19 protein-coding genes are annotated in these 19,201 nt (G+C 56.7%); 17 read left to right on the top strand and 2 right to left on the bottom strand.

The annotated features are described in order from the left end of the window. Position 1 precedes the first annotated feature (1 nt). The gene (gene rpoC, locus ACR3EG_RS17005; protein WP_480498506.1) at positions 2-4,243 is read left to right on the top strand and encodes a DNA-directed RNA polymerase subunit beta'; all 4,242 of its coding nucleotides are present in this window, start codon (positions 2-4) and stop codon (positions 4,241-4,243) included. A gap of 134 nt (positions 4,244-4,377) precedes the next feature. On the opposite strand, the gene ACR3EG_RS17000 is transcribed toward rpoC, so the two are convergent. Continuing rightward, the gene (locus ACR3EG_RS17000; RefSeq protein ID WP_480545972.1) at positions 4,378-4,848 is read right to left on the bottom strand and encodes a hypothetical protein; all 471 of its coding nucleotides are present in this window, start codon (positions 4,846-4,848) and stop codon (positions 4,378-4,380) included. A gap of 100 nt (positions 4,849-4,948) precedes the next feature. Here ACR3EG_RS17000 and ACR3EG_RS16995 point away from each other — a divergent pair, with 100 nt between their 5' ends. After that, a complete protein-coding gene (locus tag ACR3EG_RS16995) occupies positions 4,949-5,818 on the top strand; it encodes a DMT family transporter (protein ID WP_480498502.1) in 870 nt (289 codons plus the stop codon). Here the strand turns inward: ACR3EG_RS16995 and ACR3EG_RS16990 are convergent. After that, positions 5,803-6,609, bottom strand: coding sequence for a putative rhamnosyl transferase (locus tag ACR3EG_RS16990; RefSeq protein ID WP_480498500.1), 807 nt, complete (start codon positions 6,607-6,609; stop codon positions 5,803-5,805). The genes ACR3EG_RS16995 and ACR3EG_RS16990 overlap by 16 nt on opposite strands. A gap of 398 nt (positions 6,610-7,007) precedes the next feature. Here ACR3EG_RS16990 and rpsL point away from each other — a divergent pair, with 398 nt between their 5' ends. The 15 genes from rpsL (at position 7,008) to rpsC (ending at position 19,190) form a co-directional block, all read left to right on the top strand. Further along, positions 7,008-7,379 (top strand): 30S ribosomal protein S12, encoded by a 372-nt coding sequence (gene rpsL, locus ACR3EG_RS16985; protein WP_005621086.1) that lies wholly within the window; start codon positions 7,008-7,010, stop codon positions 7,377-7,379. Positions 7,380-7,394: 15 nt separating this feature from the next. Continuing rightward, complete coding sequence (rpsG, locus tag ACR3EG_RS16980; protein WP_039529242.1) at positions 7,395-7,865, top strand: 30S ribosomal protein S7; 471 nt, start codon at positions 7,395-7,397, stop codon at positions 7,863-7,865. An 18-nt stretch (positions 7,866-7,883) separates the two neighbouring features. Further along, entirely contained in the window at positions 7,884-10,001 is a 2,118-nt protein-coding gene (gene fusA, locus ACR3EG_RS16975; RefSeq protein ID WP_480498498.1) for an elongation factor G, read from the top strand. A 60-nt stretch (positions 10,002-10,061) separates the two neighbouring features. Continuing rightward, positions 10,062-11,237 (top strand): elongation factor Tu, encoded by a 1,176-nt coding sequence (gene tuf, locus ACR3EG_RS16970; RefSeq protein WP_480498671.1) that lies wholly within the window; start codon positions 10,062-10,064, stop codon positions 11,235-11,237. 302 nt (positions 11,238-11,539) lie between these two features. Next, positions 11,540-12,112, top strand: coding sequence for a hypothetical protein (locus ACR3EG_RS16965; protein WP_480497498.1), 573 nt, complete (start codon positions 11,540-11,542; stop codon positions 12,110-12,112). A gap of 176 nt (positions 12,113-12,288) precedes the next feature. Continuing rightward, positions 12,289-12,603: a 30S ribosomal protein S10 gene (gene rpsJ, locus ACR3EG_RS16960; protein WP_008756422.1), complete on the top strand. Its 315-nt coding sequence runs from the start codon at positions 12,289-12,291 to the stop codon at positions 12,601-12,603. 18 nt (positions 12,604-12,621) lie between these two features. Next, the gene (gene rplC / locus ACR3EG_RS16955; RefSeq protein ID WP_480497497.1) at positions 12,622-13,347 is read left to right on the top strand and encodes a 50S ribosomal protein L3; all 726 of its coding nucleotides are present in this window, start codon (positions 12,622-12,624) and stop codon (positions 13,345-13,347) included. Next, positions 13,344-13,961 carry a 50S ribosomal protein L4 gene (rplD, locus tag ACR3EG_RS16950; protein WP_008756644.1) on the top strand — a complete coding sequence of 206 codons (618 nt, stop codon included), beginning with the start codon at positions 13,344-13,346 and terminating at the stop codon, positions 13,959-13,961. The genes rplC and rplD overlap by 4 nt, the downstream gene beginning before the upstream one ends. Further along, positions 13,958-14,254: a 50S ribosomal protein L23 gene (locus tag ACR3EG_RS16945; RefSeq protein ID WP_008757532.1), complete on the top strand. Its 297-nt coding sequence runs from the start codon at positions 13,958-13,960 to the stop codon at positions 14,252-14,254. The genes rplD and ACR3EG_RS16945 overlap by 4 nt, the downstream gene beginning before the upstream one ends. Positions 14,255-14,417: 163 nt before the next feature. Beyond that, a complete protein-coding gene (locus ACR3EG_RS16940) occupies positions 14,418-15,452 on the top strand; it encodes a fatty acid desaturase (protein WP_480497494.1) in 1,035 nt (344 codons plus the stop codon). A gap of 217 nt (positions 15,453-15,669) precedes the next feature. Beyond that, a complete protein-coding gene (locus tag ACR3EG_RS16935) occupies positions 15,670-16,758 on the top strand; it encodes a hypothetical protein (protein WP_480497492.1) in 1,089 nt (362 codons plus the stop codon). 213 nt (positions 16,759-16,971) lie between these two features. Next, positions 16,972-17,814 carry a 50S ribosomal protein L2 gene (gene rplB / locus ACR3EG_RS16930; RefSeq protein WP_008757664.1) on the top strand — a complete coding sequence of 281 codons (843 nt, stop codon included), beginning with the start codon at positions 16,972-16,974 and terminating at the stop codon, positions 17,812-17,814. A 3-nt stretch (positions 17,815-17,817) separates the two neighbouring features. Continuing rightward, complete coding sequence (gene rpsS, locus ACR3EG_RS16925; protein WP_005980699.1) at positions 17,818-18,096, top strand: 30S ribosomal protein S19; 279 nt, start codon at positions 17,818-17,820, stop codon at positions 18,094-18,096. A gap of 3 nt (positions 18,097-18,099) precedes the next feature. Next, a complete protein-coding gene (rplV, locus tag ACR3EG_RS16920; protein ID WP_039538267.1) occupies positions 18,100-18,480 on the top strand; it encodes a 50S ribosomal protein L22 in 381 nt (126 codons plus the stop codon). Continuing rightward, positions 18,480-19,190: a 30S ribosomal protein S3 gene (gene rpsC / locus ACR3EG_RS16915; protein ID WP_170356687.1), complete on the top strand. Its 711-nt coding sequence runs from the start codon at positions 18,480-18,482 to the stop codon at positions 19,188-19,190. The genes rplV and rpsC overlap by 1 nt, the downstream gene beginning before the upstream one ends. Positions 19,191-19,201: the final 11 nt, after the last annotated feature.

Raw genomic sequence — 19,201 nt, 5'->3', positions numbered from 1 at the left:
AATGAACCAGGAAATTACGAACAACCCGTTCAACCCGCTGACACCGCCGAAAGTCTTTGATGAGATCAAGGTCTCGCTGGCCAGCCCTGAACGGATCCTGTCTTGGTCCTATGGTGAGATCAAGAAACCCGAAACCATCAACTACCGGACGTTCAAGCCTGAACGCGATGGTCTGTTCTGTGCGCGTATCTTTGGCCCGATCAAAGATTACGAATGTCTGTGCGGCAAATATAAGCGGATGAAGTATCGCGGCGTTGTCTGCGAGAAATGCGGTGTGGAAGTCACCTTGCAGAAAGTCCGCCGCGAGCGTATGGGCCACATCGAACTGGCCGCGCCCGTTGCGCATATCTGGTTCCTGAAATCGCTGCCGTCCCGCATCGGTCTGATGCTGGACATGACGCTGCGCGATCTGGAACGCGTTCTGTACTTTGAAAACTACGTCGTCATCGAGCCCGGTCTGACCGACCTGACCTACGGCCAGATGCTGACCGAAGAAGAGTACATGGACGCGCAGGATGCCTATGGCATGGACGCGTTCACCGCGAATATCGGTGCCGAAGCCATCCGTGAGATGCTGGCCCAGATCGATCTGGAAGCCGAAGCTGAGCAGCTGCGCGCTGATCTGGCCGAAGCAACCGGCGAGCTGAAGCCCAAGAAGATCATCAAGCGTCTGAAGGTTGTTGAATCCTTCCTCGAGTCGGGCAACCGGCCTGAGTGGATGGTGATGACCGTGATCCCGGTCATTCCGCCGGAACTGCGTCCGCTGGTTCCGCTGGATGGTGGTCGCTTTGCGACCTCGGATCTGAACGATCTGTATCGCCGCGTCATCAACCGGAACAACCGTCTGAAGCGTCTGATCGAACTGCGCGCGCCTGACATCATCGTCCGCAACGAAAAGCGGATGCTGCAGGAATCTGTTGATGCTCTGTTCGACAACGGCCGTCGTGGCCGCGTGATCACCGGCGCCAACAAGCGTCCGCTGAAATCGCTGTCGGACATGCTGAAAGGCAAGCAGGGTCGCTTCCGTCAGAACCTTCTGGGGAAACGCGTCGACTTCTCGGGCCGTTCGGTCATTGTGACCGGTCCGGAACTCAAACTGCACCAGTGCGGTCTGCCTAAGAAGATGGCACTGGAGCTGTTCAAGCCGTTCATCTACTCGCGTCTTGAAGCCAAGGGTCTGTCTTCAACCGTGAAACAGGCGAAGAAACTGGTCGAGAAAGAGCGTCCCGAAGTTTGGGATATCCTCGACGAGGTGATCCGCGAACACCCTGTCATGCTGAACCGTGCGCCGACGCTGCACCGTCTTGGCATTCAGGCGTTCGAGCCGGTTCTGATCGAAGGTAAAGCCATCCAGCTGCACCCGCTGGTCTGTTCGGCCTTTAACGCCGACTTCGACGGTGACCAGATGGCCGTTCACGTCCCGCTGAGCCTTGAGGCGCAGCTGGAAGCGCGTGTTCTGATGATGTCGACGAACAACGTTCTGTCGCCTGCAAACGGCGCGCCGATCATTGTTCCGTCGCAGGATATGATCCTGGGTCTCTACTACGTGACCCTGGAACGCGAAGGCATGCCGGGCGAAGGCAAAGTGTTCGGTTCGATCGACGAAGTTCAGCACGCGCTGGATTCCGGCGAAGTGCACCTGCACACCAAGATCACCGCGCGGATCACGCAGATCGACGACGAAGGCAACGAAGTTCAGAAGCGTTTTGAGACTACTCCGGGCCGTCTGCGTCTGGGTGCCTTGCTGCCGATGAACAACAAAGCGCCGTTCGAACTGGTCAACCGGCTGCTGCGTAAGAAAGAAGTGCAGCAGGTCATCGACACTGTCTACCGCTATTGCGGTCAGAAAGAGTCGGTTATCTTCTGTGACCAGATCATGTCGATGGGCTTCAAAGAAGCGTTCAAGGCGGGTATCTCGTTCGGTAAGGACGACATGGTTATCCCCGACGACAAGTGGGGCATCGTTGATGACACCCGCAGTCAGGTGAAGGACTTTGAACAGCAGTACATGGACGGCCTGATCACTCAGGGCGAAAAGTACAACAAAGTTGTCGATGCCTGGTCGAAGTGTAACGATCGCGTCACCGAAGCGATGATGAGCACCATTTCGTCGTCTGAACGGGCAGAGAATGGGTCCGAACAGGAACCGAACTCGGTTTACATGATGGCTCACTCGGGCGCGCGTGGCTCGGTCACTCAGATGAAACAGCTGGGCGGTATGCGTGGCCTGATGGCCAAGCCGAACGGTGACATCATCGAGACGCCGATCATCTCGAACTTTAAAGAAGGTCTGACCGTTCTCGAGTACTTCAACTCGACCCACGGTGCCCGTAAGGGTCTGTCGGATACCGCTCTGAAGACGGCGAACTCGGGTTACCTGACCCGTCGTCTGGTGGACGTGGCGCAAGACTGTATCGTTCGTGAGATCGACTGTGGCACCGAGCGTGCGATCACTGCCGAAGCCGCCGTGAATGACGGTGAGGTTGTTGCTTCGCTGGCCGAACGTGTGTTGGGCCGTGTCTCTGCCGATGACGTTCTGCGTCCGGGCACGGACGAGGTTCTGGTCGCTGCAGGTCAGTTGATCGACGAACGCATGGCCGACACCATTGACGAAGCTGGCGTTGCCTCGATGCGCATCCGCTCGCCTCTGACCTGTGAGTCCGAGGAAGGTGTCTGCGCCACCTGCTATGGTCGTGACCTTGCACGCGGTACTATGGTGAACACGGGTGAGGCTGTCGGCATCATCGCCGCACAGTCGATCGGTGAACCCGGAACGCAGCTGACCATGCGGACCTTCCACATCGGTGGCGTTGCGCAAGGTGGTCAGCAGTCGTTCCAGGAAGCCAGCCAGGACGGTGTCGTTTCCTTCGAGAACCCGCAGATTCTGGTCAACTCGGCAGGCGAAAGCCTGGTGATGGGCCGGAACATGAAGCTGGTGATCAAGGACGAGCATGGCGAAGAACGTGCCAGCCACAAGCTGGGCTACGGCTCGAAGCTGTTCGTCAAGGATGGCACCAAAGTGGCCCGTGGCGACAAGCTGTTCGAGTGGGATCCATACACCCTGCCGATCATTGCTGAGAAAGCCGGTACTGCGAAATACGTTGACCTTGTTTCGGGCATCGCTGTCCGCGATGAGACCGACGATGCAACCGGCATGACCCAGAAGATCGTGATCGACTGGCGCGCCGCCCCGAAAGGCAGCGACCTGAAGCCCGAGATCATTCTGGTCGGTGAAGATGGCGAGCCGGTCCGCAACGATGCGGGCAACCCGGTTCACTATCCGATGTCGGTGGATGCAATCCTGTCGATTGAAGACGGTCAGCAGATCGAAGCTGGTGAAGTTGTCGCGCGTATTCCGCGTGAAGGTGCCAAGACCAAGGACATCACCGGTGGTCTGCCGCGTGTGGCCGAACTGTTCGAAGCGCGTCGTCCGAAAGATCACGCGATCATCGCAGAAGCCGATGGTTACGTGCGCTTTGGCCGCGACTACAAGAACAAGCGCCGCATCAGCATCGAACCGGCTGACGAGTCCATGGAGACCATCGAATACATGGTGCCCAAGGGCAAGCACATCCCGGTCGCCGAAGGGGACTTCATCCAGAAGGGTGAATACCTGATGGACGGTAACCCGGCTCCGCACGACATCCTGTCCATCATGGGTGTCGAAGCGCTGGCGGATTACATGATCGACGAGGTGCAGGACGTGTATCGTCTGCAGGGTGTGAAGATCAACGACAAGCACATCGAAGTCATTGTGCGCCAGATGCTGCAGAAGTGGGAGATCCTGGATTCAGGCGACACCACCCTGCTGAAAGGCGAGCATGTCGATAAGCAAGAGTTCGACGCGGCCAACGAGAAGACCATCGCCCGCGGTGGTCGTCCGGCACAGGGCGAGCCGATCCTTCTGGGGATCACCAAGGCCTCGCTGCAAACGCGTTCGTTCATCTCGGCGGCGTCGTTCCAGGAAACCACTCGCGTGCTGACCGAAGCCTCGGTTCAGGGCAAGAAAGACAAGCTGGTTGGCCTGAAAGAGAACGTCATTGTTGGTCGTCTGATCCCCGCCGGTACCGGTGGAGCCACTCAGGCCGTGCGTCAGGTGGCCCAAGGCCGCGACAATGTGGTGATCGAAGCGCGCCGCGAAGAGGCCGAAGCGGCCGCTGCTCTGGCTGCTCCGATTATTGACGACGACATGGTCGGTGATGAGCTGGACATCGTGGTCGACGCCCCCGAAAGCCGCGAATAAACGCGGTTTCAGAACAAAGAACAGGCCCTGCGGAAACGCGGGGCCTTTTTTGTTGTTGTGATCCTGCCGAACACAGGGCTGATACTATCAAAAAACCGCAAGTAGCGGGCTAAGGCTGTGCAGCAGATATGTGTTCAAAGGCTCAGTTTCAGAAACAGGCTGCCAAGAGCAACCCCAACAAACGCGCCGGTCGCAAACCAATTCAAAAGCAGTTTTCCGCTTAGCGCACTTCGATAGACGCCGCGAACAAACAAAGCGGGAATGACGGCGATCCAAACAACGGTCAATATGGCAACAGGTATTCCAAACGCACCCGGAGTGTTGCCGTTTTTCACGGATTCCGGTGCCAGATCAGAAATCGTTTGAATATTGAAAAACAGGAAAAACACGACAAACGAGCAGAGAGCGCCCCAAAACATTCGGTCAAGTCTGATAGGGGTCGGGGCAGACTTAGGCTCGTGGGCTATCGATTGTGCCACACGCGCCTTTGGTTGCGGCTGATCACCACGCGTTTGGTAGCGATGTGGTTGCTGACCAATACCTTGAGAATTCTTCTCAAACATCTTGTCTCCAAAAAAAGGCTTTAGAATGGTCAAACCGTTCAACACATTGGTGCGATTTGCAATTCACTTTTACAGCCACGTCTATTGACTTGCAGCGCGTCATCCCCGCGAATGAGCACGAAAATATCTGAGTTCTGTTTCCATGTCTCCAAACGTAAAAGGTGCGCTGCTGATGATGGGCAGCATGGCGGGCTTTACCATCAATGACACGCTGATCAAGCTGGCAGGCGAGCAGGTGCCTTTGTTCCAGATGGTGGCGATGCGTGGGGCTTTGGCGACAGTGCTGGTCTATCTTTTGGCGCGGCATTTGGGGGCTTTGCATCTGAACTTTCCACGCCACGACAAATGGCTAATCGTCGCGCGTTGTCTGGCCGAGTTGTCGGCCACGTTCTTCTTTTTGACTGCGTTGTTGCACATGCCATTGGCCAATGTGACCGCCGTGTTGCAGGCGCTGCCACTGACAGTGACTTTAGGCGCGGTGCTGTTCTTTCGGGAGAAAATCGGTTGGCGCCGGATCGTGGCTATCGGGTTGGGCTTTACTGGCATGCTGCTGATCGTCCGGCCGGGCCCCGAAGGTTTCAGCATCTATGCCATCTACGCTCTGATTGCGGTATTGTCCGTCACTGTGAGGGATCTGATCACGCGGCGCATGTCCGTTCATGTGCCTTCGCTGACGGTGACGCTGGCGACATCGGTTACTATTACGGTGTCGGCCGGGATCGCCTCTGCGACCACGGGCTGGCAACCTGTCCCATTCGACGCGGGGGTGATGATCGCCTGCGCTGCTGTGTTTGTGCTGATCGGGTATCTGTGCAGCGTCATGGTCATGCGCGAGGGCGATGTGGGTTTCATCGCTCCTTTCCGTTATTCCAGTCTGCTGTGGGCGCTGGCACTGGGCTGGGTCGTATTCGGAGATTGGCCTGATGCCGTCACCATGGCTGGCGCTGTTTTGGTCGTGGGCGCCGGGCTGTTTACTCTATTCCGCGAACGTGCGGTTCATACAGCCGAGTGAACCCGACGCACGGCGTCCTGATCGATGGCAAAGCGGGCGATGAACTCGCCCTCTTGTTCGGGAGTCAGGGGGGCAAGCTGGGTGTTGCTTTTGCGGGCATGGGGTGAATCGTTGAACAAATTCAGCGTGCGCACCCACATCGGCGCGTCTGGATAGCTGATCACCGGCATGTAGTTTCCGATCCGGTGATGCCCAAAATTCATGATTGTCAGATCACTTCCACCCCGCACGTACATGGCAAACCCAATCCCCAGGAGTGGTTGAAACACCTGCGCAGCGTGAATGCCATCAGGCCCGAACCGTGCCAGAAACCCTTGGTTATAGTCGATGGCGACCGTTTTGTGGTTACGCATCAGCGCGCCGCCTTCGTCAGCGGCGATACGTAGCCGTTCGACGAAATCCACCGACACGGCGTCGTCATCATCATGACGGAACTGGATGCAGGGCGCGTTGGGGTCGTGACGCGCGGCGTTCAGGATCTCTTTCATCACCCGACGGTGGCGCATGGGGCGGCGGGTGATGATCTGCACCTGTTTCATGCCTGCCGTCAGGTCGTGCAGCCGATCAAAGGCGGGTTTCGGCAGGCAATCCCCGATCACGATGAGCAATTGGAAATCCTCATCCGTCTGTTCGCGCAGACAGGGCAGGGTGGTGGTTTCGAACAGGCGAAACCTCTCTTCCAGCCGGGCAGGGTTGTAGAGATAGGCGCGCCGTTCCTCGATCGTGTCATGTTCGACCTGAAAGCCGCCATGGGCGGGGTAGGAAAAGCGGCACAGGCCGATGATTTGCATGGGTCATCCGTGGTGCGTGGCGTTGTGCCCGACTATGCCCCTGCGGTCGCGAACCCGCAATGGCAAGCAGCACTCGCGGCCGACAATCGGACCGTGTAAGTCAACGGAATGCGGGCTGATATGCGACGGGTCCGGTGTACTGTTGACACTTGCGCCGACTCCCCCTATTACGCGCCCATCTCGGTACCGGGGGCCGCCCCAAAACCGATCTCAGTAATGGACTGGTCAAGACCCGGACAATTTTGTCGTTCGCGTCCTCTGATAACCAACCGCGACGTTCACCTCGGAATGGGAACGCTCGCGGGTTTTGCGCTTGTGGACGCATGAGTGCAGCAAAGTTTAACCGCACGCAATGCGCGTGCATGTCATGTGTGTTGCGAAACGGGGAAGAAACCGGAATGCCAACTATTCAACAGCTGATCCGCAAGCCGCGGCAGCCCAAAGTAAAACGCTCGAAGTCCATGCACCTGGAGCAGTGCCCGCAGAAACGCGGCGTCTGCACCCGTGTGTACACCACCACACCGAAAAAGCCGAACTCGGCTATGCGTAAGGTTGCCAAGGTGCGCCTGACCAACGGGTTCGAGGTCATCTCGTACATCCCCGGTGAAAGCCACAACCTGCAGGAACACTCGGTTGTTCTGATCCGTGGCGGCCGTGTAAAAGACCTTCCCGGTGTGCGTTACCACATCCTGCGCGGTGTTCTGGATACTCAGGGCGTCAAAGATCGTAAGCAACGCCGTTCGAAATACGGCGCGAAGCGTCCCAAGTAAGAAGGAGAGGCTGATATGTCACGTCGTCACGCCGCCGAAAAACGCGAAGTCCTGCCTGACGCCAAATTTGGCGACAAGGTTCTGACCAAATTCATGAACAACCTGATGATCGACGGCAAAAAGTCGGTCGCAGAGCGCATCGTTTACAACGCCTTTGACCGCGTTGAGAACAAGATCAAGCGCGCCCCGGTCGAAGTGTTCCACGAAGCGCTCGACAACATCAAACCGTCGGTCGAGGTTCGCTCGCGCCGGGTTGGTGGTGCAACCTATCAGGTTCCGGTCGAAGTCCGCCCCGAGCGCCGCGAAGCACTGGCCATCCGCTGGCTGATCACTGCCGCGCGCGGTCGCAACGAAAACACCATGGAAGAACGCCTCGCCGGTGAGCTGCTGGACGCTGTACAGTCCCGCGGTACTGCCGTGAAGAAGCGCGAAGACACCCACAAGATGGCCGAGGCGAACAAAGCCTTCAGCCACTATCGTTGGTAATCCAGAGGCTTATCCAAAATGGCACGCGATTATACACTCGAACATTACCGTAACTTCGGTATCATGGCGCATATCGATGCAGGCAAGACCACCTGCTCGGAGCGGATCCTGTATTACACTGGTAAATCCCACAACATCGGTGAGGTGCACGATGGTGCAGCCACCATGGACTGGATGGAGCAGGAGCAGGAACGCGGCATCACCATCACCTCGGCTGCGACCACCACTTTCTGGGAACGCACCGAAGACGGTCAGACTGCCGAGACCCCCAAGCACCGCCTGAACATCATCGACACCCCCGGCCACGTTGACTTCACCATCGAAGTGGAACGCTCGCTGGCGGTTCTCGACGGTGCCGTCTGCGTTCTGGACGCAAACGCCGGTGTTGAGCCCCAGACCGAAACCGTGTGGCGTCAGGCTGACCGCTACAAGGTTCCGCGTATGGTTTTCGTCAACAAGATGGACAAGATCGGCGCAGACTTCTTCAACTGCGTTCGCATGATCGAAGACCGCACCGGCGCACGCGCTGTTCCGGTTGGTATTCCGATCGGCGCCGAGTCCGAGCTGGAAGGTCTGATCGACCTGGTCACCATGGAAGAGTGGCTGTGGCAGGGCGAAGATCTGGGCGCAAGCTGGATCAAAGCTCCTATCCGCGACAGCCTGAAAGACATGGCTGACGAATGGCGCGGCAAGATGATCGAAGCGGCCGTCGAAATGGACGACGACGCGATGATGGAATACCTGGAAGGCAATGAGCCCGACGTTCCGACCCTGCGCGCCCTGCTGCGCAAAGGCACCTTGGACATCGCGTTTGTTCCGGTTCTGGGTGGTTCGGCGTTCAAGAACAAAGGCGTCCAGCCGCTGCTGAACGCTGTGATCGACTATCTGCCCAGCCCGCTGGACGTTGTTGATTACATGGGCTTCGCCCCCGGCGACGAAAACGAAGAGCGTAACATCGCGCGTCGTGCAGACGACGACATGGCGTTCTCGGGTCTGGCGTTCAAAATCATGAACGACCCCTTCGTTGGCTCGCTGACCTTCACTCGGATCTACTCGGGCACCATGAACAAGGGTGACTCGATCCTGAACTCGACCAAAGGTAAGAAAGAGCGCATCGGTCGTATGATGATGATGCACTCGAACAACCGGGAAGAGATCGAAGAAGCGTTTGCAGGCGACATCATCGCGCTGGCGGGCCTGAAAGACACCACCACCGGTGACACCCTGTGTGACGCGAAAGAGCCGGTGGTTCTGGAAACCATGACCTTCCCCGATCCGGTGATCGAGATCGCGGTTGAGCCCAAAACCAAGGGCGACCAAGAGAAGATGTCCCAGGGTCTGGCCCGTCTGGCCGCCGAAGACCCGTCCTTCCGTGTGGAAACTGATCTGGAATCCGGTCAGACCATCATGAAGGGCATGGGCGAACTTCACCTGGACATCCTGGTTGACCGTCTGAAGCGCGAGTTCAAGGTTGAAGCGAACATCGGTGCACCGCAGGTGGCCTATCGCGAAACCATCTCGATGCCGGTCGAGCACACCTACACCCACAAGAAACAGTCGGGTGGTTCGGGTCAGTTCGGTGAAGTTAAGCTGGAAATCCAGCCGACCGAGCCGGGCGAAGGTTATTCGTTCGAAAGCCGCATCGTTGGTGGTGCCGTTCCGAAGGAATACATCCCGGGTGTTGAAAAAGGCATCAACTCGGTCATGGATAGCGGCCCGCTGGCTGGCTTCCCCGTGATCGACTTCAAGGTTGCCCTGCTGGACGGTAAGTTCCACGATGTTGACTCGAGCGTTCTGGCGTTCGAAATCGCGGCCCGTATGTGTATGCGTGAAGGCATGCGCAAAGCTGGCGCGAAACTGCTGGAACCGATCATGAAGGTCGAAGTGATCACCCCGGAAGAATATACCGGCGGTATCATCGGCGATCTGACCTCGCGTCGTGGCCAGGTGTCTGGTCAGGAACCGCGCGGCAACGCGATCGCGATCGACGCGTTTGTTCCGCTGGCGAACATGTTCGGCTACATCAACACTCTGCGTTCGATGTCGTCGGGCCGTGCCCAGTTCACCATGCAGTTCGACCACTACGATCCGGTTCCGCAGAACATCTCGGACGAGATCCAGGCGAAATACGCATAACCAAAGATTTGAGGGGGTCCGGTTCACGGGCTCCCTTCATTACCGAAAAAGGAGGCCATCATGGCAAAGGAAAAGTTTGAGCGTACAAAACCGCACGTCAACATCGGCACGATTGGCCACGTTGACCATGGTAAAACCACGCTGACCGCAGCGATCACCAAGTATTTCGGTGACTTCAAAGCGTATGACCAGATTGACGGTGCGCCGGAAGAGAAAGCGCGCGGCATCACCATCTCGACCGCCCACGTGGAATACGAGACCGAGAACCGCCACTACGCGCACGTTGACTGCCCCGGCCACGCCGACTACGTCAAGAACATGATCACCGGTGCTGCCCAGATGGACGGCGCGATCCTGGTTGTGAACGCCGCTGACGGCCCGATGCCGCAAACGCGCGAGCACATCCTGCTGGGCCGCCAGGTTGGCATCCCGAAGATGGTCGTGTTCATGAACAAAGTTGACCAGGTTGACGACGAAGAGCTGCTGGAACTGGTTGAGATGGAAGTTCGCGAACTGCTGTCCAGCTACGACTACCCGGGCGACGATATCCCGATCATCGCAGGTTCGGCTCTGGCGGCGATGGAAGGCAACAAGCCTGAGATCGGCGAAGAGAAGATCAAGGAACTGATGGCGGCTGTTGATGAGTACATCGACACCCCTGAGCGCGCTGTTGATCAGCCGTTCCTGATGCCGATCGAAGACGTGTTCTCGATCTCGGGCCGTGGTACCGTTGTGACTGGCCGTGTTGAGCGTGGCGTGATCAACGTTGGCGACGAGATCGAAATCGTCGGCATCCGCGACACTTCGAAAACCACCTGCACCGGCGTTGAAATGTTCCGCAAGCTGCTGGACCGCGGTGAAGCGGGCGACAACATCGGCGCGCTGCTGCGTGGTGTTGACCGTGAAGGCGTTGAGCGTGGTCAGGTTCTGTGTAAGCCGGGTTCGGTTACACCGCACACCAAGTTCGAAGCCGAAGCCTACATCCTGACCAAGGAAGAAGGCGGTCGTCACACTCCGTTCTTCGCGAACTACCGTCCGCAGTTCTACTTCCGGACCACTGACGTGACCGGCACCGTGACCCTGGCGGAAGGCACCGAGATGGTCATGCCCGGCGACAACGTGTCGTTCGGCGTTGAGCTGATCGCACCGATCGCGATGGAGCAGGGCCTGCGCTTCGCGATCCGCGAAGGCGGCCGCACCGTCGGCGCCGGCGTTGTGTCGAAAATCACTGAGTAAGGCGGCTTTGCCGACTGGTGGGCGGCAGTTGCTCTGAAAGAGCAATGAGAGCCCACACCAACGAACTAAAGAAGGCCGTTCCCACATTGGGGCGGCCTTTTTTTTGGGTTTATGGTCAAATTGTGATTGAGTTCGTCTGAATCGGCCCCATCAGCCCAATTAATGCTCAATTTACTGCGCATAGTTTTTTAGCTGAGGGGACTATCATATGTTCACGTTAAGGATGCGTTAGGTATAGGGTTCTTCGCGAGTATTTTTTTTCGTGCAAGTAGTGCCACTACACTTTCTTGGAGGAGTAATAGATGTTGGATGACCAAGAACCCTTAGATTTGGAAGAGGATTCTGATGAGCAAAGAAAGGCGCGGGAAGAACGTATTGAGGCTTACAAAGAGAAAGAACTGGAGCGGAGGAGGCGTTTTTTTACCTACGCATCAGTTGCTTATGCAGTCTTTTTTCTGGTTGCGGGCGTGATCTACTATGTAACTTTTGGCCACTTTGAGTTCTCGCAAGAAACAGTGAAGACCCTAAATGAGTCGATCAACTATTCAATATCGTTACTCCCCGCGATGGTATTCGGTATGATTGGTGCTTTATGCAAGCTTTCGATGACGGGGGGAGAACTTCGTACCAATTTGCAAGGGGTCGTTGGTTCTGGTGTAATCGCTTTGATAGCCGTTCTAAGTTTCAAAAGCGGTCTGATAAGCATTGTTGCGAATGCCTATTTCTCCGCGTCTTCAACTGAGATGGAAGTCGTAGCCCGTACTGGTGGTGAGTATGCTACCATCCTTATTGCATTAGTCTCTGGAATGTTTGCGTACAATATTTTCTCATTGATGAAGCGGGCAGCTGAGGGAGCTAAGCTCAAAGAGAACTGACGACTATTGTTTCTCTACACAATACCCCTTGCCAAACCCCACCAACCCCACTAATACGCGCGAGTTCTCAACAAGAACATCAAGGCGGGGTGATTCCCGCCTTTTGGGTTCGATGAGGGTTGGCGATGCGCGTCTGTCCTCCTCTCAACCTCAACGCCTGATAAAAGGCTGTATCTATGCAAAGCCAAAACATCCGTATTCGGCTGAAGGCATTTGACTATCGCGTTCTGGATGCCAGCACGCAAGAGATCGTCAACACTGCCAAGCGGACCGGCGCGAACGTGCGCGGCCCGATCCCGCTGCCGAACAAGATTGAGAAGTTCACGGTTCTCCGTGGCCCTCACGTTGACAAGAAATCCCGCGACCAGTTCGAGATCCGCACGCACAAGCGTCTGCTCGACATCGTTGATCCGACCCCCCAGACCGTTGACGCGCTGATGAAGCTCGACCTCGCTGCTGGTGTGGACGTCGAGATCAAGCTGCAGTCGTAAGATCGGAGGGTATAGATTATGCGCTCTGGTATTATCGCAAAGAAAGTTGGCATGACCCGCCTGTTCATGGAAGACGGTAAGCAGATCCCTGTGACCGTTCTTCATCTGGACAACCTGCAGGTTGTTGCACAGCGCACCGATGACAAAGATGGCTACACTGCTGTTCAGTTGGGTGCGGGTGCTGCCAAGGCAAAACGCACCTCGAAAGCCATGCGCGGTCACTATGCCGCTGCAAAGGTTGAGCCCAAGCGTAAGCTGGCTGAATTCCGCGTGTCGGAAGATGGCCTGATCGAAGTGGGTGCCGAGATTTCGGCAGAACACTTCCTGGAAGGTCAGAAAGTTGACGTTTCGGGCACCTCGATCGGTAAAGGCTTTGCCGGCGCGATGAAGCGCTGGAACTTTGGTGGTCTGCGCGCCTCGCACGGTGTTTCGATCAGCCACCGTTCGCACGGTTCGACCGGTCAGTGTCAGGATCCGGGCAAGGTTTTCAAAGGCAAGAAGATGGCCGGTCACATGGGTGCTGCTCGTGTAACCACCCAGAACCTGGAAGTCGTCAAAACCGACGCCGACCGGAACCTGGTCTTCATCAAAGGCGCCGTTCCCGGACCGAAATCGGGCTGGGTCACCGTCAAGGACGCCGTGAAGAAGAAAGCACCGGAAGGCCTGCCTTTCCCGGCTGCTGTGAAATCGGCTGCATCTGATGCACCTGCGGAAGAAGCTCCCGCGGAAGGTGGTGAAGCATGAAACTTGATGTAATCAAACTGGACGGCGGCAAAGCCGGCGACATCGAGCTGAACGCCGATCTGTTCGGTCTCGAGCCGCGTGCGGACATCCTGCACCGTGTGGTCCGTTGGCAGCGCAACAACGCGCAGGCCGGCACTCACAAGGTCAAGACCCGCTCGGAAACCAGCTACTCGACCAAGAAGATCTATCGCCAGAAGGGAACCGGTGGCGCACGCCATGGTGACCGTAATGCGCCGATCTTCCGTGGTGGTGGTATCTACAAAGGTCCTGTCGTGCGTTCGCACGGCCACGACCTGCCCAAGAAGTTCCGCAAGCTTGGCCTGCGCCACGCTCTGTCGGCAAAAGCCAAGGCAGGTGAACTGGTTGTGATCGAGAACGCCGAAGCCGAAGGCAAGACCGCTGCTCTGGCCAAACAGGTTGCAAACCTGGGCTGGAAACGCGCTCTGGTCATCGACGGCGCGACCGTGAACGAAGGGTTCCTGAAAGCGTCCAAGAACATCGAAGGTCTGGATATCCTGCCGTCGATGGGCGCAAACGTCTATGACATCCTCAAGCGTGACACTCTGGTGCTCACCAAAGCGGCTGTCGAAGCACTGGAGGCTCGTCTGAAATGAGCGCGAAGGCAGAACACTACGACGTGATCCGCAAGCCGATCATCACTGAGAAGTCGACCATGGCGTCCGAGAACGGCGCGGTTGTCTTTGAAGTGGCGATCGACAGCAACAAGCCGCAGATCAAAGAGGCCGTTGAGGCGCTGTTTGGTGTGAAGGTCAAAGCGGTGAACACCACCGTGACCAAAGGCAAAGTCAAGCGGTTCCGCGGCCAGCTGGGCCGTCGGAAAGACGTCAAAAAAGCATATGTGACCCTGGAAGAGGGTAACACCATCGACGTATCTACCGGTCTCTGATCGGAACGGTCTATGGAAAGAATGGAAGACCCCCGCGAAAGCGGGGGTTTTTTACTATGGCGGTGACACAAATTTGACCTCGGATTAAAAGGCCAATTGCATAAATCGCTTGCGACGCCGGGTCAGAAGGTGATCCGGTGAAGATAGAAAACACGGCAGGCGCATGACACATTCCATCCAACCGAACTCGGGCAATCCGCAAGTGACCGCAGCGCGGGATTGGGTGTCGACACTGGCCAAATACCGAGAGCCGAACCAGTTGCGTAGCGCGTTCGAGCTTGGCGTCAGCATCGTGCCATTTATTGCCTTATGGGCGCTGTCGTGGATGTCACTGTCGATCAGCTACTGGCTGGCTTTTGCCATTGCAGTTCTCAACGCAGCCTTTCTGCTGCGTCTGTTTGCGATCCAGCATGATTGTGGGCACGGGGCGTTCTTCAGCAACCGGATGCTCAGCGACTGGACCGGTCGGGTGATCGGCGTGCTGACCCTGACGCCTTATGATGTCTGGCGCCGTACGCATTCTACGCATCACAACAGCGCGGGTAATCTGGACAAGCGCGGGATGGGCGATATCCACACTCTGACCGTGGCAGAGTATCTGGCTTTGACGCCTCTGAACCGGTTTTGGTATCGGGTCTACCGCCACCCGGTCACCTTGTTTGGCTTAGGGCCCGGCTACCTGTTTCTGCTGCAAAACCGCCTGCCGCTTGGCCTAACGGGTCTCTTGAAATTCTGGATCAGCGCCATGGCCACCAATCTGGCAATACTTCTGGCTCTGCTGGCCATATACTATTTCGGCGGTGTGATGCCGTTGCTGCTGATCTTCCTGCCATCGACCCTGCTGGCCGCGACGGCGGGTGTCTGGCTGTTTTACGTGCAGCACCAGTTCGAAGAGACGCAATGGGATCCCGATAAGGACTGGCAATTGCACGAGGCCGCCCTGCACGGCAGTTCGCACTACATTCTGCCAACCGTATTGCAGTGGTTCAGCGCCAATATCGGCATCCACCATGTGCACCACCTGTACAGCCGTATTCCGTTCTACCGCCTAACCGAAGTGCTGCGTGACCATGACGAGCTGGCAAACAGCAACCGGATGACCATCCGCGAGAGCTTCGCCAACGCGCGGTTGCATTTGTGGGACGAAAAGAGCCGTCGCCTGTTGTCCTTCGCCGAGGCCCGCGCGCTTTATGGGTGAGGAGTGGATACTGCGAACAGCGAGGGTCTTGGGAAAGACGTCAAAAGATCTTACGTGACCTTTAAAAAGGTTAACACCATCGACGTATCCACCAGTCTGTGATCGAACCCGTCTTTGGAGAGAGATAAAGGCCCATGCGAAAGTGTGGTTTTTTTGTTTCGGAGTTCTGCTAGGAAGCCAGTGTTTTTAGATTGCGAACATAGTGCGGAGAAGTGTTTTGAAGTCCTTTTTTTTGATTTGGCTTATATTGATTTTTGGCTTGGCCACTAAAGTGCTAGCGCAAGAAAACCAAATAGTTGTTGCATCTAGAAACGAAGTATCAGCCGTGGCGAGTGAGGTTGCCTCACTCGCATCAGCTTTAGAAGAAGACCTGTTTGCAAGGATTCCTGTCGCCGATGGTTGGGTCTGCGAAAGAAGTTACCAAGAAGAGGCAACCCATGTCGCAGCGCTCCGTGCTATACCCATGGTGCTGCTGAAATGCAGCAAAGGGCATCAGGTTGTTTCTGTGAATTTCGCTCTCGAATCTAGTCATTCAAAGTTGCTTTGTGACGTTATCGAGTCGAAGCAAATGGGGATTGCAGATGGGCGAGTAAAACCTGATCTGTTTAGATTCTATGGGAACGACACGTGGAGCCTGATGCGGGTATCTGTGGACTTGCAAGGGTGTAATCGAGATCAGCTTGCGTTTTGGGCAAGCGGTTTGCGTGACCAAAACTCGCTAGACGCAGGTTTCGATCTAATTGACGAGTTTGGCGAGGCAATACTCGAAACGACGATTGCTGATGTAATAACCTCGGAGGCCTACGCCCTGCATCAAGACGCTATGCAGAGGTTTGTCGGTTTGTTGAAAGCTCAATCCGACGCGCTGGCCAACACCATTCCATTTCTGGATTCGAGCAAGTCACTTGAAATTCGACAACACCCATCAGTTTCAGCATCGCAGGGTTCGACTATTCTGACGATGGATCTTGCAGTTAGCCCAGCCGCAAGCACAACACTCAATATAGATGGATGCAGCGTACTGATTGATTTGATTGCCGGAGAACTCCCCATTCGTGAAAAAAACTGGATCGGAGCCGGTGGGGCAGATGGGCGAAAAACCGGCGCGTATTTGCGGATCAATACAGATAGGTTCGACGGTCGAGAACGCTTGGATGGGACGGGTATTGAGGTTCTTGCAGACGGTCGCGTAGTGGTCAGGGTCATAGTTTCGGGGGGCAAACCTTGCGAAAGTAATCCCGATATTGTCAGGGAGCTTTTCGACCAGATATCCCAAAACGACTTCGGCTCATTCGGTATTGATTAAGCGACGCTCAACCTAGCTGGGTTTTGCTCACAAACCCTATAGACACCCACCCCCAACACTGCTAAACGCTCCCAATCTTGCGGCCTCGGATTCGTTCCGGGGCCTCTGATATTTGTAACCGGGGACCTTCGGGGCCCTATACCCTTGGCACCTACGGGGGCCTATCACATAGCGGGGAAACCCCCTGCACTTGCTAAACGGAAGACAGAAAGCATGGCACTCAAGTCGTACAAGCCGACGACGCCGGGCCAGCGCGGGCTGGTGCTGATCGACCGTTCGGAGCTTTGGAAAGGACGTCCGGTCAAGTCTCTCACTGAGGGTTTGACCAAATCGGGCGGCCGGAACAACACCGGACGGATCACTTCACGCCGCCGCGGCGGTGGCGCAAAGCGTCTCTACCGGATCGTTGACTTCAAACGGAACAAATTTGATGTCGCGGCAACCGTCGAGCGGATCGAATATGACCCGAACCGGACCGCATTCATCGCACTGGTAAAATACGAAGACGGCGAGCAGGCATATATCCTCGCTCCGCAGCGTCTGGCTGTTGGTGACAAAGTCGTGGCATCCGCCAAGGCCGACATCAAGCCGGGCAACGCAATGCCGTTCTCGGGCATGCCCATCGGTACCATCGTCCACAACATCGAGATGAAGCCTGGCAAAGGCGGTCAGATCGCACGGGCGGCCGGTACTTACGCGCAATTCGTTGGTCGCGATGGCGGCTACGCTCAGATCCGTCTGAGCTCGGGCGAGCTGCGCATGGTCCGTCAGGAATGCATGGCCACCGTCGGTGCCGTGTCCAACCCCGACAACAGCAACCAAAACCTCGGTAAAGCCGGTCGTATGCGCCACAAGGGCGTGCGTCCGTCGGTTCGTGGTGTTGCAATGAACCCGATCGATCACCCGCACGGTGGTGGTGAAGGTCGTACCTCGGGTGGCCGTACACCGGTTACGCCTTGGGGTAAGGACACCAAGGGTAAGCGTACCCGCAACAAGAACAAAGCGTCCCAGAAGCTGATCATCCGCTCGCGGCACGCCAAGAAGAAGGGACGTTGATCCATGTCTCGCTCTGTTTGGAAGGGTCCTTTCGTCGATGCTTACGTGCTGAAAAAAGCCGAAGCAGCGCGCGAGTCGGGCCGCAACGAAGTCATCAAAATCTGGTCGCGTCGTTCCACCATTCTGCCCCAGTTCGTGGGTCTGACCTTTGGTGTGTACAACGGCCAGAAACATATCCCCGTCAACGTCTCGGAAGACATGATCGGTCAGAAGTTCGGTGAATACTCGCCGACCCGGACCTATTATGGCCACGCCGCAGACAAAAAAGCGAAGCGGAAGTAAGTCATGGGCAAGGAAAAGAACCCCCGCCGCGTGGCTGAAAACGAAGCAATGGCGAAAACGCGCATGCTTCGCACCAGCCCGCAGAAACTGAACCTGGTTGCGCAAATGATCCGCGGCAAGAAAGTTGAGAAGGCTCTGACCGACCTGACTTTCAGCAACAAGCGTGTCGCGCAGGACGTCAAGAAGTGCCTGCAGTCCGCAATCGCGAATGCCGAAAACAACCATAACCTGGACGTTGACGAGCTGATCGTCGCCGAAGCATGGGTTGGCAAGAACCTGGTCATGAAGCGCGGTCGCCCGCGTGCACGTGGCCGTTTCGGCAAGATCATGAAGCCGTTCTCGGAGATCACCATCAAGGTGCGTCAAGTTGAGGAGCAAGCCTAATGGGTCATAAAGTAAATCCGATCGGCATGCGCCTGCAGGTCAACCGCACCTGGGACAGCCGCTGGTACGCCGACACCAAGGACTACGGTGATCTTCTGCTGGAAGACCTCAAGATCCGTGAGTTCATCAACAAAGAGTGCAAGCAGGCCGGTATCGCCCGTGTGATCATCGAACGTCCGCACAAAAAGTGCCGCGTTACGATCCACACAGCACGTCCGGGTGTCATCATCGGCAAGAAAGGCGCGGACATTGAAGTTCTGCGCAAGAAGATCGCCCTGATGACAGACAGCGAACTGCACCTGAACATCGTCGAAGTGCGCAAGCCCGAGCTTGACGCGCAGCTGGTTGCCGAGTCCATCGCTCAGCAGCTGGAACGTCGTGTTTCGTTCCGTCGCGCCATGAAGCGCTCGGTTCAGAACGCCATGCGCATGGGCGCCCTGGGTATCCGGGTGAACGTCGCTGGTCGTCTGGGCGGCGCCGAAATCGCACGGACCGAGTGGTACCGCGAAGGCCGCGTGCCTCTGCACACTCTGCGTGCCGACATCGATTACGCACATGCCGAAGCGATGACCCCCTACGGGATCATCGGGATCAAGGTCTGGATCTTCAAAGGTGAGATCATGGAACACGATCCGCAGGCACGTGACCGTAAAGCACAGGAACTCCAGGACGGCCCTGCACCTCGTGGTGCTGGTGGCGGTCGTCGCTAAGGAGGGAAAGA

The sequence above is a fragment of the Ruegeria sp. AM7 genome (genome assembly GCF_056535965.1).
The sequence above is the reverse complement of the archived record's forward strand: the minus strand, read 5'-3'. Positions and strand labels throughout refer to the sequence as shown.

What these genes read in the sequence shown, in the direction of transcription:
- rpsC (WP_170356687.1), top strand. Translation starts at nt 18,480, where the DNA reads ATGGGTCATAAAGTAAATCCGATCGGCATGCGCCTGCAGGTCAACCGC.
- ACR3EG_RS16945 (WP_008757532.1), top strand. Translation starts at nt 13,958, where the DNA reads ATGAGCGCGAAGGCAGAACACTACGACGTGATCCGCAAGCCGATCATC.
- rpsL (WP_005621086.1), top strand. Translation starts at nt 7,008, where the DNA reads ATGCCAACTATTCAACAGCTGATCCGCAAGCCGCGGCAGCCCAAAGTA.
- ACR3EG_RS16995 (WP_480498502.1), top strand. Translation starts at nt 4,949, where the DNA reads ATGTCTCCAAACGTAAAAGGTGCGCTGCTGATGATGGGCAGCATGGCG.
- tuf (WP_480498671.1), top strand. Translation starts at nt 10,062, where the DNA reads ATGGCAAAGGAAAAGTTTGAGCGTACAAAACCGCACGTCAACATCGGC.
- ACR3EG_RS16965 (WP_480497498.1), top strand. Translation starts at nt 11,540, where the DNA reads ATGTTGGATGACCAAGAACCCTTAGATTTGGAAGAGGATTCTGATGAG.
- rpsS (WP_005980699.1), top strand. Translation starts at nt 17,818, where the DNA reads ATGTCTCGCTCTGTTTGGAAGGGTCCTTTCGTCGATGCTTACGTGCTG.
- fusA (WP_480498498.1), top strand. Translation starts at nt 7,884, where the DNA reads ATGGCACGCGATTATACACTCGAACATTACCGTAACTTCGGTATCATG.
- rpsJ (WP_008756422.1), top strand. Translation starts at nt 12,289, where the DNA reads ATGCAAAGCCAAAACATCCGTATTCGGCTGAAGGCATTTGACTATCGC.
- rpsG (WP_039529242.1), top strand. Translation starts at nt 7,395, where the DNA reads ATGTCACGTCGTCACGCCGCCGAAAAACGCGAAGTCCTGCCTGACGCC.
- ACR3EG_RS16940 (WP_480497494.1), top strand. Translation starts at nt 14,418, where the DNA reads ATGACACATTCCATCCAACCGAACTCGGGCAATCCGCAAGTGACCGCA.
- rpoC (WP_480498506.1), top strand. Translation starts at nt 2, where the DNA reads ATGAACCAGGAAATTACGAACAACCCGTTCAACCCGCTGACACCGCCG.
- rplC (WP_480497497.1), top strand. Translation starts at nt 12,622, where the DNA reads ATGCGCTCTGGTATTATCGCAAAGAAAGTTGGCATGACCCGCCTGTTC.
- ACR3EG_RS16990 (WP_480498500.1), bottom strand. Translation starts at nt 6,609, where the DNA reads ATGCAAATCATCGGCCTGTGCCGCTTTTCCTACCCCGCCCATGGCGGC.
- rplD (WP_008756644.1), top strand. Translation starts at nt 13,344, where the DNA reads ATGAAACTTGATGTAATCAAACTGGACGGCGGCAAAGCCGGCGACATC.
- rplB (WP_008757664.1), top strand. Translation starts at nt 16,972, where the DNA reads ATGGCACTCAAGTCGTACAAGCCGACGACGCCGGGCCAGCGCGGGCTG.
- rplV (WP_039538267.1), top strand. Translation starts at nt 18,100, where the DNA reads ATGGGCAAGGAAAAGAACCCCCGCCGCGTGGCTGAAAACGAAGCAATG.